Source organism: Kitasatospora sp. NBC_00039, from assembly GCF_045160625.1.
Classification (GTDB): domain Bacteria; phylum Actinomycetota; class Actinomycetes; order Streptomycetales; family Streptomycetaceae; genus Kitasatospora.
The window spans coordinates 6,253,766-6,276,132 of record NZ_CP108289.1 but is presented as its reverse complement, the minus strand read 5'-3'; the positions used below and the strand labels follow the sequence as shown (position 1 = coordinate 6,276,132).

Annotated in this window: 15 protein-coding genes; 7 read left to right on the top strand and 8 right to left on the bottom strand. The window is 73.2% G+C overall.

What is annotated here, in order from left to right; genetic code table 11:
• Positions 1–265: 265 nt before the first annotated feature.
• On the top strand, positions 266–1,231 hold the full coding sequence (locus OG286_RS27910) for a phosphatase PAP2 family protein (RefSeq protein ID WP_396319486.1): 966 nt from the start codon (positions 266–268) through the stop codon (positions 1,229–1,231).
• Between the two features lie 133 nt (positions 1,232–1,364).
• Here the strand turns inward: OG286_RS27910 and OG286_RS27905 are convergent, their stop codons facing one another.
• Positions 1,365–4,388, bottom strand: coding sequence for a bifunctional [glutamine synthetase] adenylyltransferase/[glutamine synthetase]-adenylyl-L-tyrosine phosphorylase (locus tag OG286_RS27905; protein ID WP_396319487.1), 3,024 nt, complete (start codon positions 4,386–4,388; stop codon positions 1,365–1,367).
• 298 nt (positions 4,389–4,686) lie between these two features.
• On the opposite strand from OG286_RS27905, the gene OG286_RS27900 reads away from it, so the two are divergent.
• A complete protein-coding gene (locus OG286_RS27900) occupies positions 4,687–5,454 on the top strand; it encodes a class E sortase (RefSeq protein ID WP_396319488.1) in 768 nt (255 codons plus the stop codon).
• Between the two features lie 150 nt (positions 5,455–5,604).
• Here OG286_RS27900 and OG286_RS27895 read toward each other — a convergent pair whose 3' ends face one another.
• Positions 5,605–6,789, bottom strand: a complete 1,185-nt coding sequence (locus OG286_RS27895; RefSeq protein ID WP_405359624.1) for an LAETG motif-containing sortase-dependent surface protein — start codon at positions 6,787–6,789, stop codon at positions 5,605–5,607.
• A gap of 240 nt (positions 6,790–7,029) precedes the next feature.
• The gene (locus OG286_RS27890) at positions 7,030–8,391 is read right to left on the bottom strand and encodes a glutamine synthetase family protein (RefSeq protein ID WP_396319490.1); all 1,362 of its coding nucleotides are present in this window, start codon (positions 8,389–8,391) and stop codon (positions 7,030–7,032) included.
• Positions 8,392–8,542: 151 nt separating this feature from the next.
• On the opposite strand from OG286_RS27890, the gene OG286_RS27885 reads away from it, so the two are divergent.
• Entirely contained in the window at positions 8,543–10,324 is a 1,782-nt protein-coding gene (locus OG286_RS27885; RefSeq protein ID WP_405359626.1) for an NAD+ synthase, read from the top strand.
• A gap of 7 nt (positions 10,325–10,331) precedes the next feature.
• On the opposite strand, the gene OG286_RS27880 is transcribed toward OG286_RS27885, so the two are convergent.
• The 3 genes from OG286_RS27880 to OG286_RS27870 all read right to left on the bottom strand — a co-directional run bounded on the left by OG286_RS27880 (position 10,332) and on the right by OG286_RS27870 (position 14,250).
• Complete coding sequence (locus OG286_RS27880; protein WP_396319492.1) at positions 10,332–11,459, bottom strand: endonuclease/exonuclease/phosphatase family protein; 1,128 nt, start codon at positions 11,457–11,459, stop codon at positions 10,332–10,334.
• Positions 11,460–11,768: 309 nt separating this feature from the next.
• A complete protein-coding gene (locus tag OG286_RS27875; RefSeq protein WP_396319493.1) occupies positions 11,769–12,401 on the bottom strand; it encodes a TetR/AcrR family transcriptional regulator in 633 nt (210 codons plus the stop codon).
• Positions 12,402–12,621: 220 nt separating this feature from the next.
• Positions 12,622–14,250, bottom strand: a complete 1,629-nt coding sequence (locus OG286_RS27870) for a DHA2 family efflux MFS transporter permease subunit (protein WP_396319494.1) — start codon at positions 14,248–14,250, stop codon at positions 12,622–12,624.
• 339 nt (positions 14,251–14,589) lie between these two features.
• Here OG286_RS27870 and panB point away from each other — a divergent pair, with 339 nt between their 5' ends.
• The 3 genes from panB to OG286_RS27855 all read left to right on the top strand — a co-directional run bounded on the left by panB (position 14,590) and on the right by OG286_RS27855 (position 17,489).
• Entirely contained in the window at positions 14,590–15,459 is an 870-nt protein-coding gene (panB, locus tag OG286_RS27865) for a 3-methyl-2-oxobutanoate hydroxymethyltransferase (RefSeq protein ID WP_396319495.1), read from the top strand.
• A gap of 189 nt (positions 15,460–15,648) precedes the next feature.
• A complete protein-coding gene (locus OG286_RS27860) occupies positions 15,649–16,680 on the top strand; it encodes an ATP-binding cassette domain-containing protein (RefSeq protein WP_396319496.1) in 1,032 nt (343 codons plus the stop codon).
• Positions 16,677–17,489, top strand: coding sequence for an ABC transporter permease (locus OG286_RS27855; RefSeq protein WP_396319497.1), 813 nt, complete (start codon positions 16,677–16,679; stop codon positions 17,487–17,489). Before OG286_RS27860 ends, OG286_RS27855 begins: the two co-directional genes overlap by 4 nt.
• 125 nt (positions 17,490–17,614) lie before the next feature.
• Here the strand turns inward: OG286_RS27855 and OG286_RS27850 are convergent, their stop codons facing one another.
• The gene (locus OG286_RS27850; protein ID WP_396319498.1) at positions 17,615–20,956 is read right to left on the bottom strand and encodes an ATP-binding protein; all 3,342 of its coding nucleotides are present in this window, start codon (positions 20,954–20,956) and stop codon (positions 17,615–17,617) included.
• Positions 20,957–21,244: 288 nt separating this feature from the next.
• Between OG286_RS27850 and OG286_RS27845 the strand changes: the two genes are divergently transcribed.
• Entirely contained in the window at positions 21,245–22,060 is an 816-nt protein-coding gene (locus tag OG286_RS27845) for a site-2 protease family protein (protein ID WP_396319499.1), read from the top strand.
• Positions 22,061–22,090: 30 nt separating this feature from the next.
• Here OG286_RS27845 and OG286_RS27840 read toward each other — a convergent pair whose 3' ends face one another.
• Entirely contained in the window at positions 22,091–22,288 is a 198-nt protein-coding gene (locus OG286_RS27840; RefSeq protein WP_396319500.1) for a hypothetical protein, read from the bottom strand.
• Positions 22,289–22,367 lie beyond the last annotated feature (79 nt).

Below are 22,367 nucleotides of genomic sequence, written 5' to 3'. Positions count from 1 at the left end.
GCAATATGTTTCAGCAAGATGCAGAAACCGTTTCGCTCGGGGAAAATCCGCTCGCCGTACCGCACCCCGGCCCCCCGATTGCGCCGGTCGATCCACCCGGCGTGACAATGGGACGTATGCCCGTCCCACCGGTTAGCACCAGACCCAGCCTCACCCCCTACCCCGGTGGGAGAAACCCCCTAACCCTCAAGGGGGACAGCCGGTGAAGAATCCACTTCCAGAGGATGAGCAGACGGCTACGGGACGTCTGGCAGACTTCTCGGTCATGGGGGAACCAACCGAGATCCAGCAGCCCGGCGCCGAGCACGCCGACGCGGCCCACGGCGGCGGTTCCGAACCGGCCCCGGCCGGGCTCGGCCGGATGCCCGACGGAGCCACCCGCGCGGCCCAGACCCGCTCGGCGGCGCTGCGCAACCGCGTCCGCGAGCAGCGCCGCTCGCCGGCCCGGCCACGGATCTGGTTCGAGCTGGCGCTGATCGGGATCAGCTACTGGGTCTACTCCCTCGTGCGCAACGCGGTGCCCGAGCAGGAGGCCACGGCCCAGAAGCACGCGAGCCTCATCTGGGACTTCGAGCAGAGCCTCGGCGTCGCGATCGAGCGCTCGGTGAACCACGCGGTCGACAAGGCCTCGTGGCTGATCGTCGGGATGAACTACTACTACGCGACGCTGCACTTCATCGTGACCATCGGCGTCCTGGTCTGGCTCTACCGCCGGCACCCCGGGCGCTACGTCGCGGCCCGCACGGTGCTGTTCGTCACCACCGGCATCGCGCTGGTGGGCTTCTACTTCTTCCCGCTCGCTCCGCCCCGGCTGATGACCGACGGCGGGTTCATCGACACCCTGAAGGTCCACAACACCTGGGGTTCGATGGCCTCCGGGCCGGCCACGCACGTCTCCAACCAGTACGCGGCGATGCCCTCGATGCACATCGGCTGGTCGATGTGGTGCGGTCTGGCGATCTTCTTCCTGGCCCGCCGGACATGGGTCCGGGTGCTCGGCCTGCTCTACCCGGCGGCCACCCTGCTGGTGATCATCTCCACCGCCAACCACTTCTGGATGGACGCGGTCGGCGGTGAGCTCTGCCTGCTGGTGGGCTTCCTCGCGGCCCGCTGGCTCTACTACGTCTGGCCGTACAAGCTGCCGAGGGTCCCGGCCAGGGAGACGGCGCAGGAGCCGATCACCGTCCCCGAGCAGTGGAGCTCCCCCGAGGTGAGCGCCGGGCGGCGCTGACCCCGCACCCCGCGTACGCGTCCCGTACGCCCCTCGTACGCCCCTCATGCCGACGGAAGGGCCCGGTGAGCGATCACCGGGCCCTTCCGCATCCCACCGAGCGGCGGTCTCCCGTAGCCCGTGGCGAGCCGCCTCACCCGTAGAACAGCCGCTCCACCACCGCCCGGGCCCGCCGGGTGGTGCGCCGGTAGTCGTCCACCAGCTCGCCGCTGTGCCCGGCGCCGTAGCCCAGGTAGCGGGCCACCCCGGCCAGCTCCCGGGCGTCCGCGGGGAAGCTGTCCCCCGGCCGCCCGCGCACCAGCATCACCGCGGACCGCACCCGCGACGCCAGCACCCAGGCGGCGTCCAGCACCGCCGCGTCCTCCCCGCCGACCAGCCCGGCCTCGGCGGCGGCCGCCAGCGCGGCCCTGGTCCGCGTCGTCCGCAGGGCCGGCAGCTCGTGCCCGTGCTGGAGCTGGAGCAGCTGGACGGTCCACTCGACATCGGCCAGCCCGCCCCGCCCGATCTTGGTGTGGGTGGTCGGGTCGGCCCCGCGCGGCAGCCGCTCGGCCTCGATCCGGGCCTTGATCCGGCGGATCTCCACCACGTCCCGCTCCGGCACGCCGGCCCCCGGGTACCGCAGCGGGTCGATCAGCTGCCGGAACCGCGTGCCCAGCTCCTCGTCCCCGGCCACCGGCTCGGCCCGCAGCAGCGCCTGGCTCTCCCAGGCGTGCGACCAGCGCCGGTAGTACGCCGCGTACGAGGCCAGGGTGCGCACCAGCGGGCCGTTGCGGCCCTCCGGGCGCAGGTCGGCGTCGACCTCCAGCGGCGGCTCGGTGGACGGCGCCGCCAGCAGCGCGCGCAGCTCGTGGCAGACCGCCTGGGCGGCCTTCGCGGCGTCGTGCTCCAGCGAGCCGAGCAGCGGCTCGTGGACGAAGAGCACGTCCGCGTCGGAGCCGTAGCCGAGCTCGTGCCCGCCGAACCGGCCCATGGCGATCACCGCGATCCGGGTCGGCAGGCCGCCGTTCCGGGCCTCCCAGCCGGCGATGCAGGCCCGCAGCGCGCCCTGCAGGGTGGCCGCGTTGAGCGCGGTGAGCGCCTCCCCGGCGGCCTCCAGGGCCTCGGCGGGATCGTCGCCGAGCCGGCCGAGCACGTCGGCGGCGGCCGTGCGGAACAGCTCGCGGCGCCGCACCGAGCGGGCCGCGGCGACCGCCGCGCCGGTGGTGTCGGCCCGGCCGACGGCGGCCAGTATCTCCTGCTCCAGCCCGGCCCGGCCGCGCGGCACCAGGCCCTGCGGGTCGCCCAGCATGGCCACCGCCTCGGGGGCGCGCAGCAGCAGGTCGGGGGCGAGCCGCCCGGCCGAGAGGACCCGGGCGAGCTGTTCGGCGGCGGCGCTCTCGTCACGCAGCAGCCGCAGGTACCAGGGGGTGCGGCCGAGCGCGTCGGAGACCTGGCGGAAGTTGAGCAGCCCGGCGTCCGGGTCGGCGGAGTCGGCGAACCAGCCGAGCAGCACCGGCAGCAGCGTCCGCTGGATGGCGGCCTTGCGGCTGACGCCGGAGGCCAGCGCGGAGAGGTGGCGCAGCGCGGCGGCCGGGTCGGCGTAGCCGAGCGCCTCCAGCCGGGCCCGGGCGGCGTCCGGGGTGAGGCCGGCCGCGCCGGCCGGCAGCTCGGCGACGGCATCCAGCAGCGGCCGGTAGAACAGCTTCTCGTGCAGTCGGCGGACCTCGACGGCGTGCCGCTTCCACTCCCGCTGGAGGGCGGCGACCGGGTCGGCCCGGGTGTCGTCGTTGATCAGCGGGGCGAGCGAGCGGGCCAGCCGGCGCAGGTCCTCCGCGCCCTTGGGCATCAGGTGGGTGCGGCGGAGCCGGTGCAGCTGGATGCGGTGCTCCAGCGAGCGCAGGAAGCGGTAGGCGGCGTCGAGGGAGGCGGCGTCGGCCCGGCCGACGTAGCCGCCCCGGGAGAGCGCGGCGAGCGCCTCCAGGGTGTTGCCGCTGCGCAGCGCCGGGTCGGTGCGGCCGTGCACCAGCTGGAGCAGCTGGACGGAGAACTCGACGTCGCGCAGCCCGCCGGGGCCCAGCTTGAGCTGGCGGTCCAGCTCGGTGGCGGGGATGGAGTCGATCACCCGGCGGCGCATCTGCTGGACGTCGGCGACGAAGTTCTCGCGGGCGGCGGCCTGCCAGACCATCGGTTCCAGCGCGGCCAGGTAGTCGGCGCCCAGCTCGGCGTCGCCGGCCACCGGGCGGGCCTTGAGCAGGGCCTGGAACTCCCAGGTCTTGGCCCACCGCTGGTAGTACGCCTGGTGGCTGGCCAGGGTGCGGACCAGCGGCCCGTTGCGGCCCTCCGGGCGCAGGTTGGCGTCCACCGGCCAGATGGTGCCCGCACCGGTGGTGTCGGCGCAGAGCCGGGTGAGCGCGGCGGCGAGCCGGGTGGCGGCCTTGAGGGCCTCGTACTCGTCGACGCCCTCCTGCGGCTCGGCGACGAAGATCACGTCCACGTCCGAGACGTAGTTCAGCTCGCGCCCGCCGCACTTGCCCATGCCGATGACGGCGAGGCGGCAGGCCCGGGCGGCGTCCGGATCCTGCTGGGCGGCGATGTCCAGGGCGGTCTGCAGGGTGGCGCCGGCCAGGTCGGCGAGCTCGGCGGCGGTCTGCGCGAGGTCGGTGGTGCCGGTGAGGTCGCGGGCGGCGATGGCCAGCAGGCAGCGGCGGTAGGCGACCCGCAGCGCGTCCGCCCGGTTGCCGGCCCCGTTCTCCCAGACGCCCTGGTGGAGCGCGCGCAGGAAGTCGTCCGGGCCGGGGTGCATGTCGCGCAGCTCGAAGGTGACCAGGGCGTGCCAGTCGTGCGGGTGCCGGGCCAGGTGGTCGGCGAGCGCGGTGGACGCGCCGAGCACGCCGAGCAGCCGGTCGCGCAGCGGCTTCGAGGTGGTCAGGGTGTCGCGCAGGGTGTGCCGGTCCGGCTCGTCGGCAGCCTCCAGCAGGCGGGCCAGGCCGAGCAGGGCGAGGTCCGGGTCGGCGGTGGCGCCGAGCGCGTCCAGCAGGACGGGGTCGTCGGCCAGCCCTTCCAGGCCGGGCCCGGCGAGCAGCCGCACGGCCTGCGCCGGATCGGTGAACCCGCGCCGGACGAGTCTGATCTCCGGCCGGCTCACCCGGCTCCCGGCCCGCTGCTCCTCCACCGCCATCGCCCCTCCATCCGTCCGTTCAGCAGATTACGCGCCCCCGCGGCGCCGCGCCGGGCGTGACCGCGGACCGGACCCGCCCGGCCACCGGCGTGGCGTGTCGGCTTGCCCGCACGTTCGGGGACGCGGTGAAGTACGCCCATGACCAGCCCGGACACCTTCGGCGGGGGTGCTCGCGCCGTGCCGCCACCGCTCCCCGCCCGCCGTAAGCGAGGGCTGCGGCCCCGGACCGGGCCTCGCCCCGGAGCCGACCGGCCTACGCTCCCTCCCCCGCTCACCCACCCCGACCGAAGGACAGCCCATGGTGACCGCGCCCCCGTCCGCGGCACGAGCCCCACGCCGGCGCCCCCTCCGGGTCGCGGTCGGCGTGCTCGGTGACCTCCTCTTCACCGTCGGCGTGCTACTCGCCCTGCTGGTCGCCTACTCACTGTGGTGGACGGACCTCACGGCAGCCCGGCACGCGGATCTCGCCGCCGAGCACCTGCGCCAGCGCTGGTCGACGGCGGCCCCCGCGGCTCCACCCACCGGGAACGCGGGCACCGCCGCTCCGGCCCCGTTCGAAGCGGACGGGGGCGTCGGCTTCCTGCACGTGCCCGCGATGGGTGCCGGCTACCAGGTGCTGATCAAGATCGGCGCCGGCGAGGACGTCCTCGCGGAGGGGGTCGCGGGCGCCTACACGGAGCCGTACGCCGCCGCCATGCCCTGGGAGCCACAGGGGAACTTCGCCCTCGCCGCCCACCGCGACGGCCACGGCGCGAAGTTCCACGACCTGGACGCGCTGAAGCCGGGCGACCCGCTGGTCGTGGAGACCCGTGACCGCTGGTACGTGTACCGCGTCGACGCCACGCTGCCGAAGACCTCCAAGTACGACACCGGCGTCATCGCCCCGGTGCCCACCGGCTCCCCCTACACCGGGCCGGGCCGCTACATCACCCTGACGACCTGCACGCCGGTCTACACCGCGCTCTACCGGATGGCCGTCTGGGGCAGCCTGGTACGGGAGCAGCCGGTGGACGCCGGCCGTACGCCGCCTCCCGAACTGCGGGAGGCGGGCCCCTCCGAGGGGTGAACGGTGGAAGCCGGCCGGCGGGCGGGCTCGCGCCGCGCCTGGTCCACGTGCCGCCGTCCCGGCCGTTTGACGGCCGGGACAGCGGCACGCCGGGTAATCGCGCAGCGCTGCCCCTACGCGGTTACCCGGCACTCCGGGGGGCTGGTCCGGTCATGCACGCCGCCGGCCGAGCCGCATCGCCGCCGCGCCCGCCGCGAGGAGCGCCGCTGAGAGACCGACCAGGACCGGCGTCCCCTGGGAACCCGTCTCGGCCAGCTCCCCGTGGTGGTGTCCGGAGTCGTGGTCGGTGTCCTTACCGTGCTCCCCGGCCGTCCACTCGTGCTCCTGGCCGCCGTGGTTAACCGCCTTGTACGGCTTCCCCTCCTTCGCGACGAAGCTGGTCTTGTTCACGTGGGAAGCCTGCTGGTGCTTCTGGCTCTGCTCGTTGGACAGGTGGTTGGTCTGCGACGCCGACTGATGCGCCGCGTTGTGGGCGGAGTTGTTCGCGCTGCTGGCGGCGACGTTGTTCGCGCTGTTGTCGAGGTTGTTGGTGACGGCGTTCTGCACCACGACGGTCACGTGGACGTGCTGGTCCTGCGCGCCGGTCTGGCTCTGGCCCTGACCCTGACCCTGACCCTGGCCGTGGTCGTCGTGGCCCTCGTGACCACCGTGGTCACCGTGGTCGCCGTGGCCCTCGTGACCACCGTGGTCACCGTGGTCACCGTGGTCGCCGTGGCCCTCGTGACCACCGTGGTCGTCGGGAGGGCAGACGCAGTCGGAGAGCCCGTGGCCGCCCGCGGGGCCGTGCCCGTCCTCTTCACAGAGCTCACCGCTGGCGGCCGGCCTGCCCTCCGGGCCCGCGATCGCCTGCGGCAGAGTCAACGGCCGACTGCGCTCGAGGCCGTCCAGGGCCAGCACCAGCTCCTCCTTCTTGACAACGTCGGCCACGGCCGGCGCCGCCGACTCCCGCGCCCCGCCGCCGGCCTGAACGGCGTCGGCCACGGCCGGCGCCGCCGACTCCCGCGCCCCGCCGCCGGCCTGAACGGCGTCGGCCACGGCCGGCGCCGCCGACTCCCGCGCCCCGCCGCCGGCCTGAACGGCGTCGGCCACGGTGCCGCTGTCGGCTCGCAGGGCCGGGCGGACCACCGGCTTGGAGTGGATGGTGCTGCGGGCGGAGGCGGTGTCCTCCTCGGCCAGGCGCAGGAGGCTGTCGACCCATTCGCCATGGGCCTCCGCCGATTCGGAGACTGCGCCGTGGTCGACGACGGGTGAGGCGAAGGCCGTGCCGCCGGCGCCGCACACGAGGGCGGCCGAGGCCAGTCCGGACAGGACCAGGGTGGTGATTCGAGTACGCATGACGCTCCAGGATGATCCGCAGAACAAACGGATCTTCTGAATACGCCCCCCGGTCACCCAGTCACGGTTCGCACCGCTGCAGAGTAACCGCATCGGCCTAACGAATTAGCGTGCGCGGGGGACGCCGTGCGGGCGCAACCGCCCCGCCTCCCGGAAGACACCGGAACGGGACCCCGCCCCCATGGCAGCAGAGTGGGCCTACTCCTAACGAGGCAGGCCCACTCGGCACTTGACGGCAGATCAGAGCACCTGGAGGTTTTTCCGCAGCTCGAAGGGGGTGACCTCGGAGCGGTACTCCTCCCACTCCTGGCGCTTGTTGCGGAGGAAGAAGTCGAACACGTGCTCGCCGAGGGTCTCGGCGACCAGCTCGCTGCGCTGCATCAGGTCGATGGCCTCGCCGAGGTTCTGCGGCATCGGCTGGATGCCGAGGGCGCGGCGCTCGGAGTCGGTGAGCGCCCAGACGTCGTCGTCGGCGCCGGGCGGGAGTTCGAGGCCCTCCTCGATGCCCTTGAGGCCGGCGGCGAGGGTGACGGCGTAGGCGAGGTAGGGGTTGCAGCCGGTGTCGAGGGAGCGGACCTCGATCCGGGTGGAGCCCTGCTTGCCCGGCTTGTACATCGGGACGCGGATCAGCGCGGAGCGGTTGTTGTGGCCCCAGCAGATGTAGGACGGGGCCTCGCCGCCGGCGCCGGCGGTGCGCTGGGAGCCGCCCCAGATCCGCTTGTAGGAGTTCACCCACTGGTTGGTGACGGCGGCGGTCTCCGCGGCGTACTTCAGCAGGCCGGCGATGAAGGAGCGGCCCACCTTGGAGAGCTGGTACTCGGCGCCGGACTCGTGGAAGGCGTTGCGGTCGCCCTCGAAGAGCGAGAGGTGGGTGTGCATCCCGGAGCCGGGGTGGTCGGAGAACGGCTTCGGCATGAAGGTCGCGTGCACGCCCTGCTCCAGCGCGACCTCCTTCATGACCAGGCGGAAGGTCATGATGTTGTCGGCGGTCGAGAGCGCGTCGGCGTAGCGCAGGTCGATCTCCTGCTGGCCGGGGGCGCCCTCGTGGTGGGAGAACTCCACCGAGATGCCCATCGACTCCAGCATGGTGATCGCCTGGCGGCGGAAGTCGTGGCCGACCCCGCGCGGGGTGTGGTCGAAGTAGCCGGACTGGTCGGCGGGGATCGGCGGGGTGCCGTCACCGGGCAGGTTCTTCAGCAGGAAGAACTCGATCTCGGGGTGGGTGTAGAAGGTGAAGCCCAGATCCGATGCCTTCTCCAGGGTGCGCTTCAGCACGAACCGCGGGTCGGCGAAGGAGGGCGAGCCGTCGGGCATCAGGATGTCGCAGAACATCCGGGCCGTGCCGGGCGTCTCCGAGCGCCACGGCAGGATCTGGAAGGTGGTCGGGTCCGGCTTGGCGATCATGTCGGACTCGTAGACCCGGGCGAAGCCCTCGATCGCCGAGCCGTCGAAGCCGATGCCCTCCTCGAAGGCCTGCTCCAGCTCCGCCGGCGCCACCGCCACCGACTTCAGGAACCCGAGCACGTCGGTGAACCACAGCCGGACGAAACGGATGTCACGCTCTTCGAGCGTCCGAAGCACGAACTCCTGCTGCTTGCCCATGGGGACAGTCTCACCTCTGCTCTTTACGTTCGTGTTACGCCCGGAAACCACCCGAAAGCGACTGACCCCATCATGGCGGATCACCGGCTCCGAGGGCAGTGGCGACCCCCGCCCGAGACATTGCGTCAGATAGACGATTACACTCCGAAGCATGCCCAATCTGCGTCTCGCCCTGAGCCAGACCGACCCGTGGGTCGGTGACATTGCACGCAACGGCGATGAGGTGGTGCACTGGACCAAGCGGGCCGCCGAGGCCGGCGCCCAGCTGGTCGCGTTCCCCGAGATGGCCCTGACCGGCTACCCGGTCGAGGACCTCGCCCTGCGCCGTTCGTTCGTCGAGGCATCCCGGTCCGCGCTGGTCGAGCTCGCCGCCCGGCTGGCCGCCGAGGGGCTGGGCGAGCTGCCGGTGGTGGTCGGCTACCTCGGCCGCTCCGAGCACGCCTCACCGCGGTTCGGCCGCCCGGCCGGGTCGCCGCAGAACTGCGCGGCCGTGCTCCACCGGGGCGAGGTGGTCACCCGGTTCGCCAAGCACCACCTGCCCAACTACGGCGTGTTCGACGAGTTCCGCTGGTTCGTCCCCGGGGACCAGCTGCCGGTGCTGCGGCTGCACGGGGTGGACGTCGCGCTGGCGATCTGCGAGGACATCTGGCAGGACGGCGGCCGGGTGACCGCCGCCCGCGAAGCCGAGGCCGGTCTGCTGCTGGTGATCAACGGCTCGCCGTACGAGCGCAACAAGGACGACGTCCGGCTGGAGCTGGTGCGGCGCCGCGCCGCCGAGGCGGGCTGCCCGCTGGCGTACGTCAACATGGTCGGCGCCCAGGACGAGCTGGTCTTCGACGGCGACTCGATCGTGGTCGGCGCCGACGGCGAGGTGCTGGGGCGCTCCCCGCAGTTCGAGGAGCACCTGCTCGTCCTCGACCTGGAGCTTCCGGCCGCGAGCAGCGACCACACCGACGGACTGCTGCTCAGCGACGGCCTGCACCTGGTCCGCACCGAGCTGGACGGTGAGCCGCTGCCGGCGCCCGCCGTCGGGGCATCCACGGCCGAAGGCCGGGGGACGGTGCGGGCCGAGGTCGCCCCCCGCCTCTCGGACGAGGCCGAGATCTGGGCCGCGCTCGTCTCCGGCACCCAGGCGTACGTGCGCAAGAACGGCTTCCGCTCTGTGCTGATCGGCCTCTCCGGCGGCATCGACTCGGCACTCGTGGCGGCCGTCGCGGTGGACGCGATCGGCGCCGAGAACGTGTACTGCGTCTCGATGCCGAGCCGGTACTCCTCAGAGCACTCGAAGGACGACGCGGCCGAGCTGGCCCGCCGTACCGGGCTGCACTTCCGGACGGTTTCGATCGCGCCGATGTTCGACGCCTATCTGGCGGCCACCGAGCTGACCGGCCTGGCCGAGGAGAACCTGCAGTCCCGGCTGCGCGGCACGCTGCTGATGGCGATCTCCAACCAGGAGGGGCACATCGTGCTCGCGCCCGGCAACAAGAGCGAGCTGGCGGTCGGCTACTCCACCCTGTACGGCGACTCGGTCGGCGCGTTCGGGCCGATCAAGGACGTCTACAAGTCGCTGATCTTCCGCCTCGCCCGCTGGCGCAACGAAGAGGCCGAGCGGCGCGGCGAGGTCCCGCCGATCCCCGAGAACACGATCAGCAAGCCGCCGTCCGCCGAGCTGCGGCCGGACCAGAAGGACACCGACTCGCTGCCCGACTACGACCTGCTGGACACCGTGCTCGACCTCTACGTCGAGGGTGACCAGGGCCGGGACGCGATCGTGGCGGCCGGCTTCGACCCGGCCGTGGTGGACCGGGTGGTCCGGCTGGTCGACACCGCCGAGTACAAGCGGCGGCAGTACCCGCCGGGCCCGAAGATCTCGGCCAAGGGCTTCGGCCGGGACCGCCGCCTCCCGATCACCAACCGCTGGCGCCGGGGCTGAGCGACCCCTAGTACCTGTAGGTGGCGGCCACCGCGAGGTGGTCGCTGCCGTCCCGGCCCAGGGTGCGGGAGTCGGTGGGCTGCAGGCCGCCCTTGCTCATGATCTGGTCGATCCGGGCCATCGGGAAGGACGCCGGCCAGCTGAAGCCGAAGCCGTCGCCGGCCGCGCCCTGGGCCGAGCGCATCTGCGAGGTGACCGGCGCCAGGCTTCGGTCGTTCATGGTGCCGTTGAGGTCGCCGAGCAGCAACACCTTCTTCAGCTGCTCGGCCTGGATGGCGTCGCCGAGGGCCTGCGCGCTGGCGTCCCGCTGGTTGACGGTGAAGCCGCCCTCGGCCTTCAGCCGGACGGAGGGCAGGTGCGCGACGTACACCGCGACCGGGCCCTGCGGGGTGGCGACCTGGGCGCGGAAGGCCCGTGTCCAGCCCATCTTGATGTCCACCACCGAGACCCCGCTGATCGGGTACTTGGACCAGAGGCCCACGGTGCCCTCCACCGCGTGGTACGGGTAGGCGTCGGCCAGCCCGGTCTCGTAGCTGCGCAGCGCCCTGCCTGCCAGCTCCTGCAGGGCGACGACCTGTGCGCCGGACTCCTTCAGCAGCTTCACCGTGGCCTGCGGGTCGGCGTTGGCGGCGGCCACGTTGTGGCTGACCACCGTCCAGTCGCCGGTGCCGCCGCTCTTGTCGCTGAGCAGACCGCCGAACATGTTGAACCAGATCACCACCGGCAGCAGCAGCGCGACCAACGCCGTCGCGGAACGGCGCAGCAGGGCGGGCACCAGCAGCACCGGGACGGCGAGGCCGAGCCAGGGCAGGAAGGTCTCCAGCAGACTGCCGAGGTTGCCGGCTCCGTTGGGCACCTCGGAGTGGAAGGCCAGCAGGGCCGCGGTGAACAGGGCGAGGGCGGCGACGACCAGGCCGCGCCGCCAGGTGGTGCTGCCCCGGCCGTCCCGGCCCCAGCCGCGCAGGCCCAGGAAGCCCGCGCCGGTGGGGCCCGAGCCGCCGGAGCTCCCGGAGCCGGGGCCGACCGGGTCGCCGGGGCCGTCAGGGCGGTCGCCGGCGACCCGGTCGGCGGTGGCCGGGCCGCTGCCCTCCGCCGCCGGTGCCCCCGTCCGGTCAGCCCTGTCCGCCTGCGCCATGCCGTGGCTCCCGTCGTTCGTCCCGCCTGCCGGTCCGGCACCCGACGCCGCCGGTGGGCGGGCACGGTGCCGGACTGGTGCCGGTTTGATCGGATTCCCGGCTCAGCCTATGCCGGGACAGACGCGGGGCCGGTGGAGCGGGGTTCCGGCGTGGCCCGGTTTGGTGAGCCAGGCCACGCCGGGGCCGTAAAGGGGGCCGCGAGCATCCGGACCCGACAGCTCCGGAACGAAGGGCTCCGGATTTGCCCGGTCCGGGACGAGGAGCTCCGGGACGAAGGGCTCCCGGACGAAGGCTCCGGGAGCTGCCGGTCAGCCCCGGGCCGCCGGGCCGGCCAGGCCCTGGAGCAGGGCGTCGACCATCCGGGGGGCCAGTTCGGGGTCCTCCAGGTCGGAGTCGTCCCAGAGGATGCTTCGGTAGAGGATCGGGCCCAGCAGCAGGTCACCGAGCAGCTCCTCGTCGAGGTCGGAGCGGAGCTCGCCCTCGTCGATTCCGCGCTGGATCACCTCCCGCGCCAGCTGGCGCCGCGGCATGATCACCCGCTCGCGGTACGCGCTGTGCAGCTCCGGGAGGCCCTGCATCTGGCTGAGCGCGGCTTTGAGCACCCAGCGCGTGCGCTTGGCCAGGCCGCGCAACCGCATGTACTCGATCATCGAGACCAGGTCGTCCCGCGCGCTGCCGCCGGTGGGCTCGGGCACCGGGGTCTCCAGCCGGCTGACCATGTCGACCAGCAGGGCCTCCTTGTTGGGCCAGCGGCGGTAGATGGTGGCCTTGCCGACGCCGGCGGCGGTGGCGATGCCCTCGATGGTCAGCTCGGACAGGCTGGTGCCGGCCGCCATCAGCTCCTCCACCCCGGCGAAGATGGCCTGCTCGGCCGCCTCACTGCGCGGGCGGCCCCGCCGCGGGTTGGTGCAGTCCGGCTCGGCCGTGGTGTCCGTCTTCATCCCCGCTCTTCTCCCTGGGTCTTGCGGGCGCGAGGCGCCGTTCCCACTTCCGATTGTCGTCCGCCGGCCGGGCCGGTGGGGCCTGGGTGCGGACGACGGCCCTGCCCGTCCGGACGCGGCCGGCCGGGCAGGGCCCCCATTGTCGCGCAGCCCGGTCGCGACTCGGTCGCGCCCAGCCGCAGGTCAGGCACCGGCGGCCGGGTCGGGCACCGTGGCCGGGTCAGGCGCCCGCGACCTCGGTCTCGCGCGCCGGGCCGGCCGCCTTCTCCGGGGAGGGCGCGCCGCCCGGCGCACCGCCGGGGCCGCCCGCCGGGATGCGGCCGGGGAGCAGGAACCAGGCGAACAGGGCGCCCACCACGGTGATGCCGGCGGAGAGACCGGCCACCACGTGCATGGCGTTGATGAAGGAGTCGTTGGCCGGGCCGATCAGCGCGGCGCCCTGCGGGCCGAGCCGGTCGGCGACGGCCAGGGTGGCCTCCAGGGACTCCCCCGCCTTCTCGCGCAGCGCCTCGGTCGGCAGCTGGTCCAGCTTGTCGGCCATGCCGTCGCGGTAGACGGTGGAGAGCACCGCGCCGAGCACGGCGACCCCGAGCGAGCCGCCGACCTGCCGGAAGGTGTTGTTGACCGCCGAGCCCGCGCCGGCCTTCTCGCGCGGCAGGGAGCCCATGATCGCGACGGTCACCGGCGGCATGACGTGTGCCATACCGGCGCCCATCAGGAAACCGAGCACCACCAGGATCCAGATCGGGGTGGTCGCGTCCAGCATCAGGTAGCCGAGGAAGCCGACCGCGATCAGTGCCATGCCGCCGGCACAGGTGGCGCTGACACCGAAGCGGTCGACGACCAGCCGGGCCCGGGGCGCGAACATCAGCTGGGCGACGGCCAGCGGCAGCATCAGCAGGCCGGCCTGGAGCGCGCTGTAGCCGCGCACGCTCTGGGTGTAGAAGACGCCGAAGAAGGAGACGCCCATCAGCGCGAAGAAGACCACGCCGACGACGACCACGGAGGCGCTGAAGACCTTGTTGCGGAACCAGCTGACGTCCAGCGCGGGGTGCGCGGTACGGCGCTCGAACCAGACGAAGGCGGCCAGTGCGGCCACGCCGACCAGGATCGGCACCCAGGCGCCGGGAGCGGTGAAGTCGGCCAGCTCGCCGCCCTTGATGATGCCGTAGATCAGCGCGACCAGGCCGATGATCGAGAGCAGCACGCCGACGGGGTCGAGCCGGCCCGGGTTCGGGTCCTTGGACTCGGGCACCAGCAGCACCATCGCGATCACCGAGACGATCACGATCGGGACGTTGACCAGGAAGACCGAGCCCCACCAGAAGTGCTCGATCAGCAGGCCGCCGGTGATCGGGCCGATGGCGATGGCCAGACCGACCGCGCCGGCCCAGATGCCGATCGCCTTGGGCTGCTCGGAGCGCTCGAAGACGTTCATGATGATGGCCAGCGTCGCGGGCATCGCCAGCGCGCCGCCGACGCCCATCAGGGCGCGGTAGCCGATGAGTTCACCGGGCGAGGCGGCCATCGCGGAGAGCAGCGAGGCTATGCCGAAGACGACCATGCCGGCCAGCAGGGAGCGCTTGCGGCCGAAGCGGTCGCCGAACAGGCCGGCCGTGAACAGCAGCCCGGCGAAGACCAGGGTGTACGAGTTGATCGACCATTCCAGGTCGCTCTGGCTGGCGCCGAGGCCGGTGGGCGCCGGGGAGGCGATGGTCTTCATCGCGACGTTGAGGATCGAGTTGTCGAGGACGACGACGAGCAGGGCGAGCACGAGGGTGCCCAGGATCGCCCATCGCCGGCGGTGGATGGCTTCCGGCACGCGAGGTGGCGCGACTGCGGTGGTCATTGCGGTTCCCGTCCGTGGTGGCGTGACACTGGCGGGCAATTCCGAGCCGCAAGCGTCTCGTAACCCCCTGGGCCAGCGTAGCGCTATTTTCGATACGAGACGAGCCCGTTTCGTAAAGTGAGCGCAAAGGCCTCCTCCGGGGGCCGGGGCGCCGTACGCCGGGGGCCGGGGCGCCGTACGCCGGGGGCCGGGGCGCCGTACGCCGGGGCCTGGTGTGCCGTAGATCGCACCGCACCCGCGGCACGCCTCTTTGCGGCTGTGCCGGGGCGTGCAAGCATGGAGGTGATCCGGGGACGCCACACGGCGCCACGAGACGACAACCCTTCAGGAGCCTGTTCGATGAACGCTTCTTCGCCTTCGCCTGCCCAGAACCAGGCGTCGACCGCCACGCTCTACGGCGGGGTCACCAACCGCCGCGTCACCGTCCGCGACCTCGCCGCCGCCAAGCAGCGCGGGGAGAAGTGGTCCATGCTGACCGCCTACGACGCCCTCACCGCGGGCGTCTTCGACGAGGCCGGCACGCCCGTCCTGCTGGTCGGCGACTCGGCGGGCAACTGCCACCTCGGCTACGAGACCACCGTCCCGGTGACCATGGATCAGATGGTGATGCTCTCCGCCGCCGTCGTCCGCGGCACCAAGCGGGCCATGATCGTGGCCGACCTGCCGTTCGGCTCCTACCAGGAGTCCCCCGCGCAGGCCATGCACAACGCCGCCCGGCTGATGAAGGAGGCCGGGGTCGGCGCGGTCAAGCTGGAGGGCGGCGAGCGCAGCGCCCGCTCGATCGAGCTGCTGGTCGAGGCCGGCATCCCGGTGATGGCGCACATCGGCCTCACCCCGCAGTCCGTGCACGCCTTCGGCGGCTACCCCGTCCAGGGCCGCGGCGACGAGGCGGCGCACCAGCTGCTGCGCGACGCCAAGGCCGTCCAGCAGGCCGGCGCGTTCTCCGTCGTCCTGGAGGCCGTGCCCGCCGAGCTGGCCGCGCAGGTCACCGAGCAGCTGTCGATCCCGACCGTCGGCATCGGCGCGGGCGTGGACACCGACGCCCAGGTCCTGGTCTGGACGGACATGGCCGGCATGACGGCCGGCCGGGTGCCGAAGTTCGTCAAGCAGTACGCCAACCTGCGGGCCGTCCTCGGCGAGGCCGCCCGCGCGTTCGCCGACGACGTGCAGTCCGGCGCCTTCCCGGCCCCCGAGCACACCTTCCACTGACGGAAGGACAGGGCCCCGCTCTCCCCAGGTCCCCGGGGCCGGAGCGGGGCCCTTGGCCTGCCCCGCCCATCGCCGGAGGCGGCCGCTGTCGGCGGCGCGACCGCGGGATGACAGCGGGACGACACCGGGACGGCGGCGCCGGCCGGGCGGTGACAGCCCGCTGACAGCGGAGCCGGACAGCCTGGAGGCATGACAAGCATCGCCACCGCCCCGAACGACCGGGGGCCCGCCACGGGCAACGCCGTGGAGGTCCGCGGCATCGTCAAGCACTACGGCGCCACCAAGGCCCTCGACGGAGTCGACCTCACCGTCCGCGAGGGCACCGTGCTCGGCGTCCTCGGCCCCAACGGCGCCGGCAAGACGACCCTGGTCCGCGTCCTCTCCACCCTGATCAAGCCCGACGCCGGCACCGCCGTCGTCGGCGGCTACGACGTCCTGCGCCAGCCCAAGCAGCTGCGCCGCACCATCGGCCTCACCGGCCAGTACGCCTCCGTCGACGAGATGCTCTCCGGATACGAGAACCTCTACCTGATCGGCCGGCTGCTCGACCTCTCCCGCAAGGACGCCAAGGCCCGCGCCGCCGAGCTGCTGGAGCGCTTCTCGCTCACCGAGGCCGCCAAGCGGGTCGCCAAGACCTACTCCGGCGGTATGCGCCGCCGCCTCGACCTGGCCGCCAGCATGATCGGCCGTCCCCGGGTGCTCTACCTGGACGAGCCCACCACCGGCCTGGACCCGCGCACCCGCAACGAGGTCTGGGACGAGGTGCAGCGGATGGTCGCCGAGGGCTCCACCGTGCTGCTCACCACCCAGTACATGGAGGAGGCCGAGCAGCTCGCCGACGAGCTGACCGTCATCGACAGGGGCCGGGTGATCGCCGCCGGAGGCGTGGCCGAACTCAAGGCCCAGGTCGGGGGGCAGACCCTGCAGGTCCGCGCGGCGCACCCGGCCGAACTCCCCGAGATGGCCCGCTGCCTCCAGGAGACCGGCAGGGCCGAGGCCACCTTCTCCGCCGACACCGGGCTGCTCTCGGTGCCGATCACCGGCGAGGACCAGCTCACCACCGTGATCGGGGTGCTCGGCAACCGGGGCTTCGCCATAGCCGGGATCGACACCAAGGTGCCCAGCCTGGACGAGGTCTTCCTCGCGATCACCGGCAAGCCCGCGACCGCCACGGCGCCCGCGGCGACCACCCCCAGCCTCGCCAAGGAGCCCGTCGCATGACCACCGCAACCGTCTCCCCCGCCCGGGTGGAGGACACCCGGATCGGCCTGGCCGGAAACCTGCGCCACGTCGGCGCGCTGACCCGCCGCAACCTGATGCGGATCAAGGCGGACCCGGAGTCGATGTTCGACGCCGTGCTGATGCCGATCATCTTCACCGTGCTCTTCGTCTACGTCTTCGGCGGCGCGATCGCCGGCGGCCAGGACGCCTACAAGCAGTACATGATCCCCGGCCTGCTCGGGCAGACCGGCCTCACCCTGGCGATGGCCGTCGGCACCGGGCTGAACAGCGACTTCCAGACCGGGGTGATGGACCGCTTCCGCACCCTGCCGATCGGCCGGTCCTCCGTCCTGCTCTCCAAGATCGCCGCGGAGACCTTCCGAGCGTTGGTCTCCTTCACCATCCTGATCGGCTTCGCGCTGATCCTCGGCTTCGAGGTGAAGACCGGACCGCTGGAGCTGCTGGCCGCAATCGGTCTCTCACTGGTGTTCGGCATGTCGATCGTCTGGATCTCGATGCTGCTCGGCATGGCGATGAAGAGCGCCCAGGCCGTCCAGGGGGTCTCCATGCTCGTCCTGATGCCGATGCAGTTCGGCAGCTCGATCTTCGCCGAGCCCAGCACCATGCCGGGCTGGCTGCAGTCCTTCACCAAGGTGAACCCGCTCTCGGCGCTGGCCGACGCCTGCCGGGCGCTGCTCAACGGTGAGGGTGCGGTGGCCCACCCGGTGCTCATCGTGCTGGGCTGGTCGGTGGGCGTCACCGCGGTCTTCGCGCCGCTCGCGGTGGCCCGGTTCCGCAAGCGGACCTGAGGCCGCGCGCCGTGGACGGGCCGGCCGTCCGGCCCCGGGGGGACGGGCCCCGGGACCGGACGGCCGGCCCTTCGGTGCACCCCGGGGGCCGGCCCTCAGCCCTCGTGAGGGCCGGCCGGCCCCGGTCAGCCGATCAGGTCGTCCAGCAGGACCTTGGTCTGCTGCGAGGTCAGGCCCTCGCCCGCGGCCACGGCGCTCTCGTACGCGGCGTCACCCAACAGGCTCCGCAGGGCGGCGGCCGCGCGGTCGCGTTCCATCCGGTCCAGGTAACCGCCCTTCGGGCCGTTCAACCCGGTGTGTGCGCCGAGCAGCCGGGCGGCCGCCCGGGCCCGCTCCAGGTCCCCGTCGCGCTCGGCGAACGCACGCAGCACCCCGGCCACGGCCGGGACCACCATGACCGTCATCTGCTCCGCGAACCCGGATGCCGCCTCCATCGCGCCGAGCAGCCGCCGGCCGTCGCGGAGCAGGACAAGCCCCTCGTCCGGTTCGCCGGCGCGGGCCATGACCCAGCCCCGGGAGGTGGCCAGCAGCCCGCTGACCACCCCGGGGGCGAAGCCGCCGACCCTGGTGCTGTCGAGCTTGTCCAGTTCGGCCAGCGCCTGGTCGTACTCGCCCCGCTGGGCGTGGATGCCGCAGAGCGTCAGACGGCCGAACAGCAGCGCGCCGGTGGTGGCCTGGTTCGCCCCGGGAGCGTCGATCCCGGCGATCGCGTCCCGGACGATCCGCTCGCCCTCCGCCATGTCCCGCTCCAGCACGGCACCGCCGAGGCTCACCCGCAGGATCGGCACCTCCTGCGGCGCGCCCAGCTCCTCGGCCAGCTCGATCGCCCGCTCGTACGCGGCGGCGGCCTCGTCGGCCATGCCCCGGTTGGCCAGCGACTCGCCGCGGGCCGCCAGCGCCTGGGAGATCCCCCAGAGGTTGCCGGCCCGGGTGTACAGCTCCAGGGACTTCTCTCCGTCCCGGGCCCCCTGCTCCTCGCCACCGGGCCAGTCGTTCATCATCTTGGCCCGGATCTGCAGGATGAACGCCAGGTCGTTCGGCCCGCCGTGCTCCTCGCAGCCGCGGACCGCGTCGTCCACCAGGTCCTTCAGCAGATCCAGGCGGCCGGCCAGGAAGGCCCCGAACACCCGCATCAGCGCCGGGAAGCGGTAGGACTGCGGCAGGTCCGGGCGGTACGCGTCGAGCAGCCGCTGCGCAGTGGCGGTCGCCACCGGGTCGCCGAGGACCTCAAGGCTGCCCTCGAAGAGCCCGGCCAGGCGGTACAGGACGATCAGCCGGCGGGATTCCTCGATGACCCCCTCGGGCATCGGCAGGCCGTACGCGAGGACGTTCCGCTCCACCGGCACCGGTGCCGGTCCGTCCGGATCGAACGGGTCCGGGCCGAGCGCGGCCACCGCCTCGTACCAGTCGCGGGCCTCCAGGCTGAAGCCGCGCAGCGACCAGTACCAGCTCATGCCGAGGGAGATCACGAGCGCCTGCTCCTCGTCCCGCAGGTCGACCGCGCGGCGCAGCGCCGCCCGGATGTTGTCCTGCTCGCGCGCCAGCACCCCCAGCCAGTGCAGCTGCTGCGGGCCGTGGACGCTCAGGTCGGCGGTGCTGACCAGCTCGCGGAAGTGCGCCAGGTGACGGCTCTCGGTGGCGCCGCGTTCGGCGGCCGACTCGGCCAGCCGCTCGGTCGCGTACTCGTGGATGGTCTCCAGCATCCGGTAGCGCGGCAGCCCCTCGCCGTCGAGGTCGGCCACCAGCAGGGACTTGTCGACGAGCGACAGCAGCTGGTCGGCGACCTCCTCGCGGGGCACCTCGACGTCGTCCGCGCAGATCGCCTCGGCGTCCTCCAGCGTCCAGCCGCCGGCGAAGACCGAGAGCCGGCGCAGCACCGCCCGTTCGCGCTTGCCGAGGAGGTCCCAGCTCCAGTCGACCACCGCGCGCAGGGTCTGCTGGCGCGGCAGCAGGGTACGGCTGCCGCCGGTGAGCAGCGCGAACCGGCCGTCCAGGCGGTCCGCGATCTGGCGGGCGGTCATCACGCGCAACCGGGCGGCGGCCAGTTCGATGGCGAGTGGCAGGCCGTCCAGGCGCCGGCAGATCTCGGCACACGCCTCCGGGTCGTTCTGCGGGTCGAAGCCGGAGCGGGCGGCGGCGGCCCGCTCTGCGAGCAGGCGCAGCGCCACCGGGCCGGGCAGCGGCTCGACCGGCAGGACGGTCTCGCCGGGTACGCCGAGCGGCTCGCGGCTGGTGGCGAGAACGGTGAGGCCGGGGCACTCGGCGAGCAGCCGGTCGACGAGATCGGCGGCGGCCTGGATCAGGTGCTCGCAGTTGTCCAGGACCAGCAGCATCTGGCGGTGGCCGCAGTGCTCGACCAGTCGGCGCACCGGGTCCTCGGCGCGCTTCTCCAGCACCTCGGCGACCATGCTGCCGGTGTGCAGCACGATCTCGCGCAGGCCGAGCGCGGAGACCACGGCGGCCGGGACGGCGGCCGGGCTCCCCAGCGGGGCGAGTTCGGCCAGCCAGACGCCGTCCGGCCAGCGCCCGGCGCCCTGTTCGGCGCGGCCGGCCTCGACCGAGAGCCTGGTCTTGCCGGAGCCGCCGGGGCCGGTCAGGGTGACCAGCCGGCTACCGGTCAGGGCTCCGCGCAGGGCGCCCAGATCGCCCTCCCGGCCGACGAAGCTGGTCAGCCGGCCGCGCAGGTTGCCCGTACTGCGGGGCGGTGGGGCCGGCGGCGCCGCCTGCTCGCGCACCGAAGGCCCGACCGGCTCCACGGGTGCCAGCAACTCGGCGTAGAGGGACTGGAGTTGGCGGCCAGGGTCGACGCCCAGCTCGTCCGCCAGGGCCCGTCTGGTCCGCTCGTAGTGGCGCAGCGCCTCGGCGGTGCGCCCGCTCTCGCGCAGCGCTTGGACCATCAGGTACTGCAACGGCTCGTCCAGCGGCTGCTGTTCGCAGAGCTCGGCGAGTTCGGCGACCAGCTCGGCGGCCCGGCCGAGGCCGAGGTCGGCGGTGATCCGGTGGCGGCGGGCCTCGTCCCGCTGGGCCTCCAGCCGGGTGGCGGGGCCGCTGCGGTCGGGCAGGTCGGCGAGGGCCGGGCCGCGCCAGAGCGCCAGGGAGGCCCTCAACTTCTCGGCGGCCAGCGCGTGGTCGGCGTCCTCCAGCGCCCGGCGGCCCTCGTCGGCCAGCCGCTGGAACTCGCCGAGGTCGGTGCGCGGCTCGGTCAGCCAGTAGCCGGCCGGGCCGGAGCCGACCCGGTCGCGGCCGAGGGTGCGGCGCAGCCGGCCGACCAGGGTCTGCAGGGCGGCGGAGGAGTCCTGCGGCGGTTCGGTGTCCCACACCTCGTCCACCAGGAGGTCGGCCGGCACCGGCCGCCCCTGCCGCAGGACCAGCGCGGCGAGCAGCGCCCGCAGCCGGGCCCCGCCGAGCGGGACGGGTGTGCCGTCGTCGTGGTGGGCCGTGGTGGTTCCGAGGATGCCGTAGTGCACCCGCCCATTCTGGTCGATGGCCGCCGCCGGCACGCACAATTGTCCGGGCCGCCGCCGGTGGCCGGTGCGAGTGTCCGGTGCCGGGGGCTCCGCGGTCCGCCGTCGGGGCTCACTGTCCGGCGCCGGGGCTCCCCTGTCCGGCACCGGGGCCCGGAACCGGGACCGGGTCGTCGTACGTTCACCCGGGACGGCTTGTCCGCCGACGGACCCGCCCGGCATGATCGGTCCCTGCCCCATCCCGGACACCCACACCCGAGACACCCCCCAGACACCCGGAGCACCCACACCATGACCTTCGCCGCAACGCAGCGCTCGCGCAGCGAGGACCGCCGGATCAGCCCGGTGTTCTGGGTGCTGCTCGCGATACTCGCCACGTCCGGCTGGGCGGTGTACGCGGGGTACGGCAACGCCTCGTTCGGGGTGTTCCTGTTCGTGGTGGCGGGCTGGATGGTCTCGCTCTGCCTGCACGAGTACGCGCACGCGCGCACCGCGCTGCACGGCGGCGACCTCACCGTCGGCGCCAAGGGCTACCTGACGCTCAACCCGCTCAGGTACACCAACATCCTGCTCAGCTTCGTGCTGCCGGTCGTGTTCGTGATCCTCGGCGGCATCGGCCTGCCCGGCGGCTCGGTCTGGATCGAGCGCCACCGGATCAACGGCAGGCTCAAGCACAGCCTGATCTCGGCGGCGGGCCCGCTGGTCAACCTGGCCTGCGCGGCGCTGCTGCTGATCCCGATCGGCGCGGGCTGGCTGGACGACCCGTCGGTGCACGCCCAGTGGCACGGCTACGAGCTGACCGTCTCGCCGTTCTCCGGCGCGCTGGGCTTCCTCGGGCTGCTCCAGCTGAGCGCGGCCCTGCTGAACCTGCTGCCGGTGCCCGGCCTGGACGGCTACGGGATCATCGAGCCGTGGCTGTCGTACCGGACCAGGCGCGCGGTCGAGCCGTTCGCCCCGTACGGGATGCTGGCGGTCTTCGCACTGCTCTGGCAGCCCGAGGTGAACCGGTTCTTCTTCGACGCCGTGTACGGCCTGATGGGCCTGTTCGGCGCGGACGCGGGCTACGCGACGCTCGGCCGGTACCTGTTCTCGTTCTGGAAGAACTAGGGAACCGGAAGGCCCGGAGGCCCGGAAGGGCTAGGCGTGCTGGCCGGCCCGCTCGGCGGCGGCCTTCGCGATCTTCTCGCGGCGCAGGTTCAGCCAGAGGACGTTGCTGGCGACGCCCGCCATCGGGATCCAGATCAGGCCCCACCAGAAGCCCTGGGTCAGCGAGACCACACCGGCGGCCAGCGCGAGGACGACGACGATCGAGGCGAAGAGGGACGTGCGGGGCATGGCGGGGGCTCCTAGCGCGGACTGACGGTCGGCCCCCATTGTCGCCGACCTCACCCCCGGACCTGGTCCAGGGGTGAGA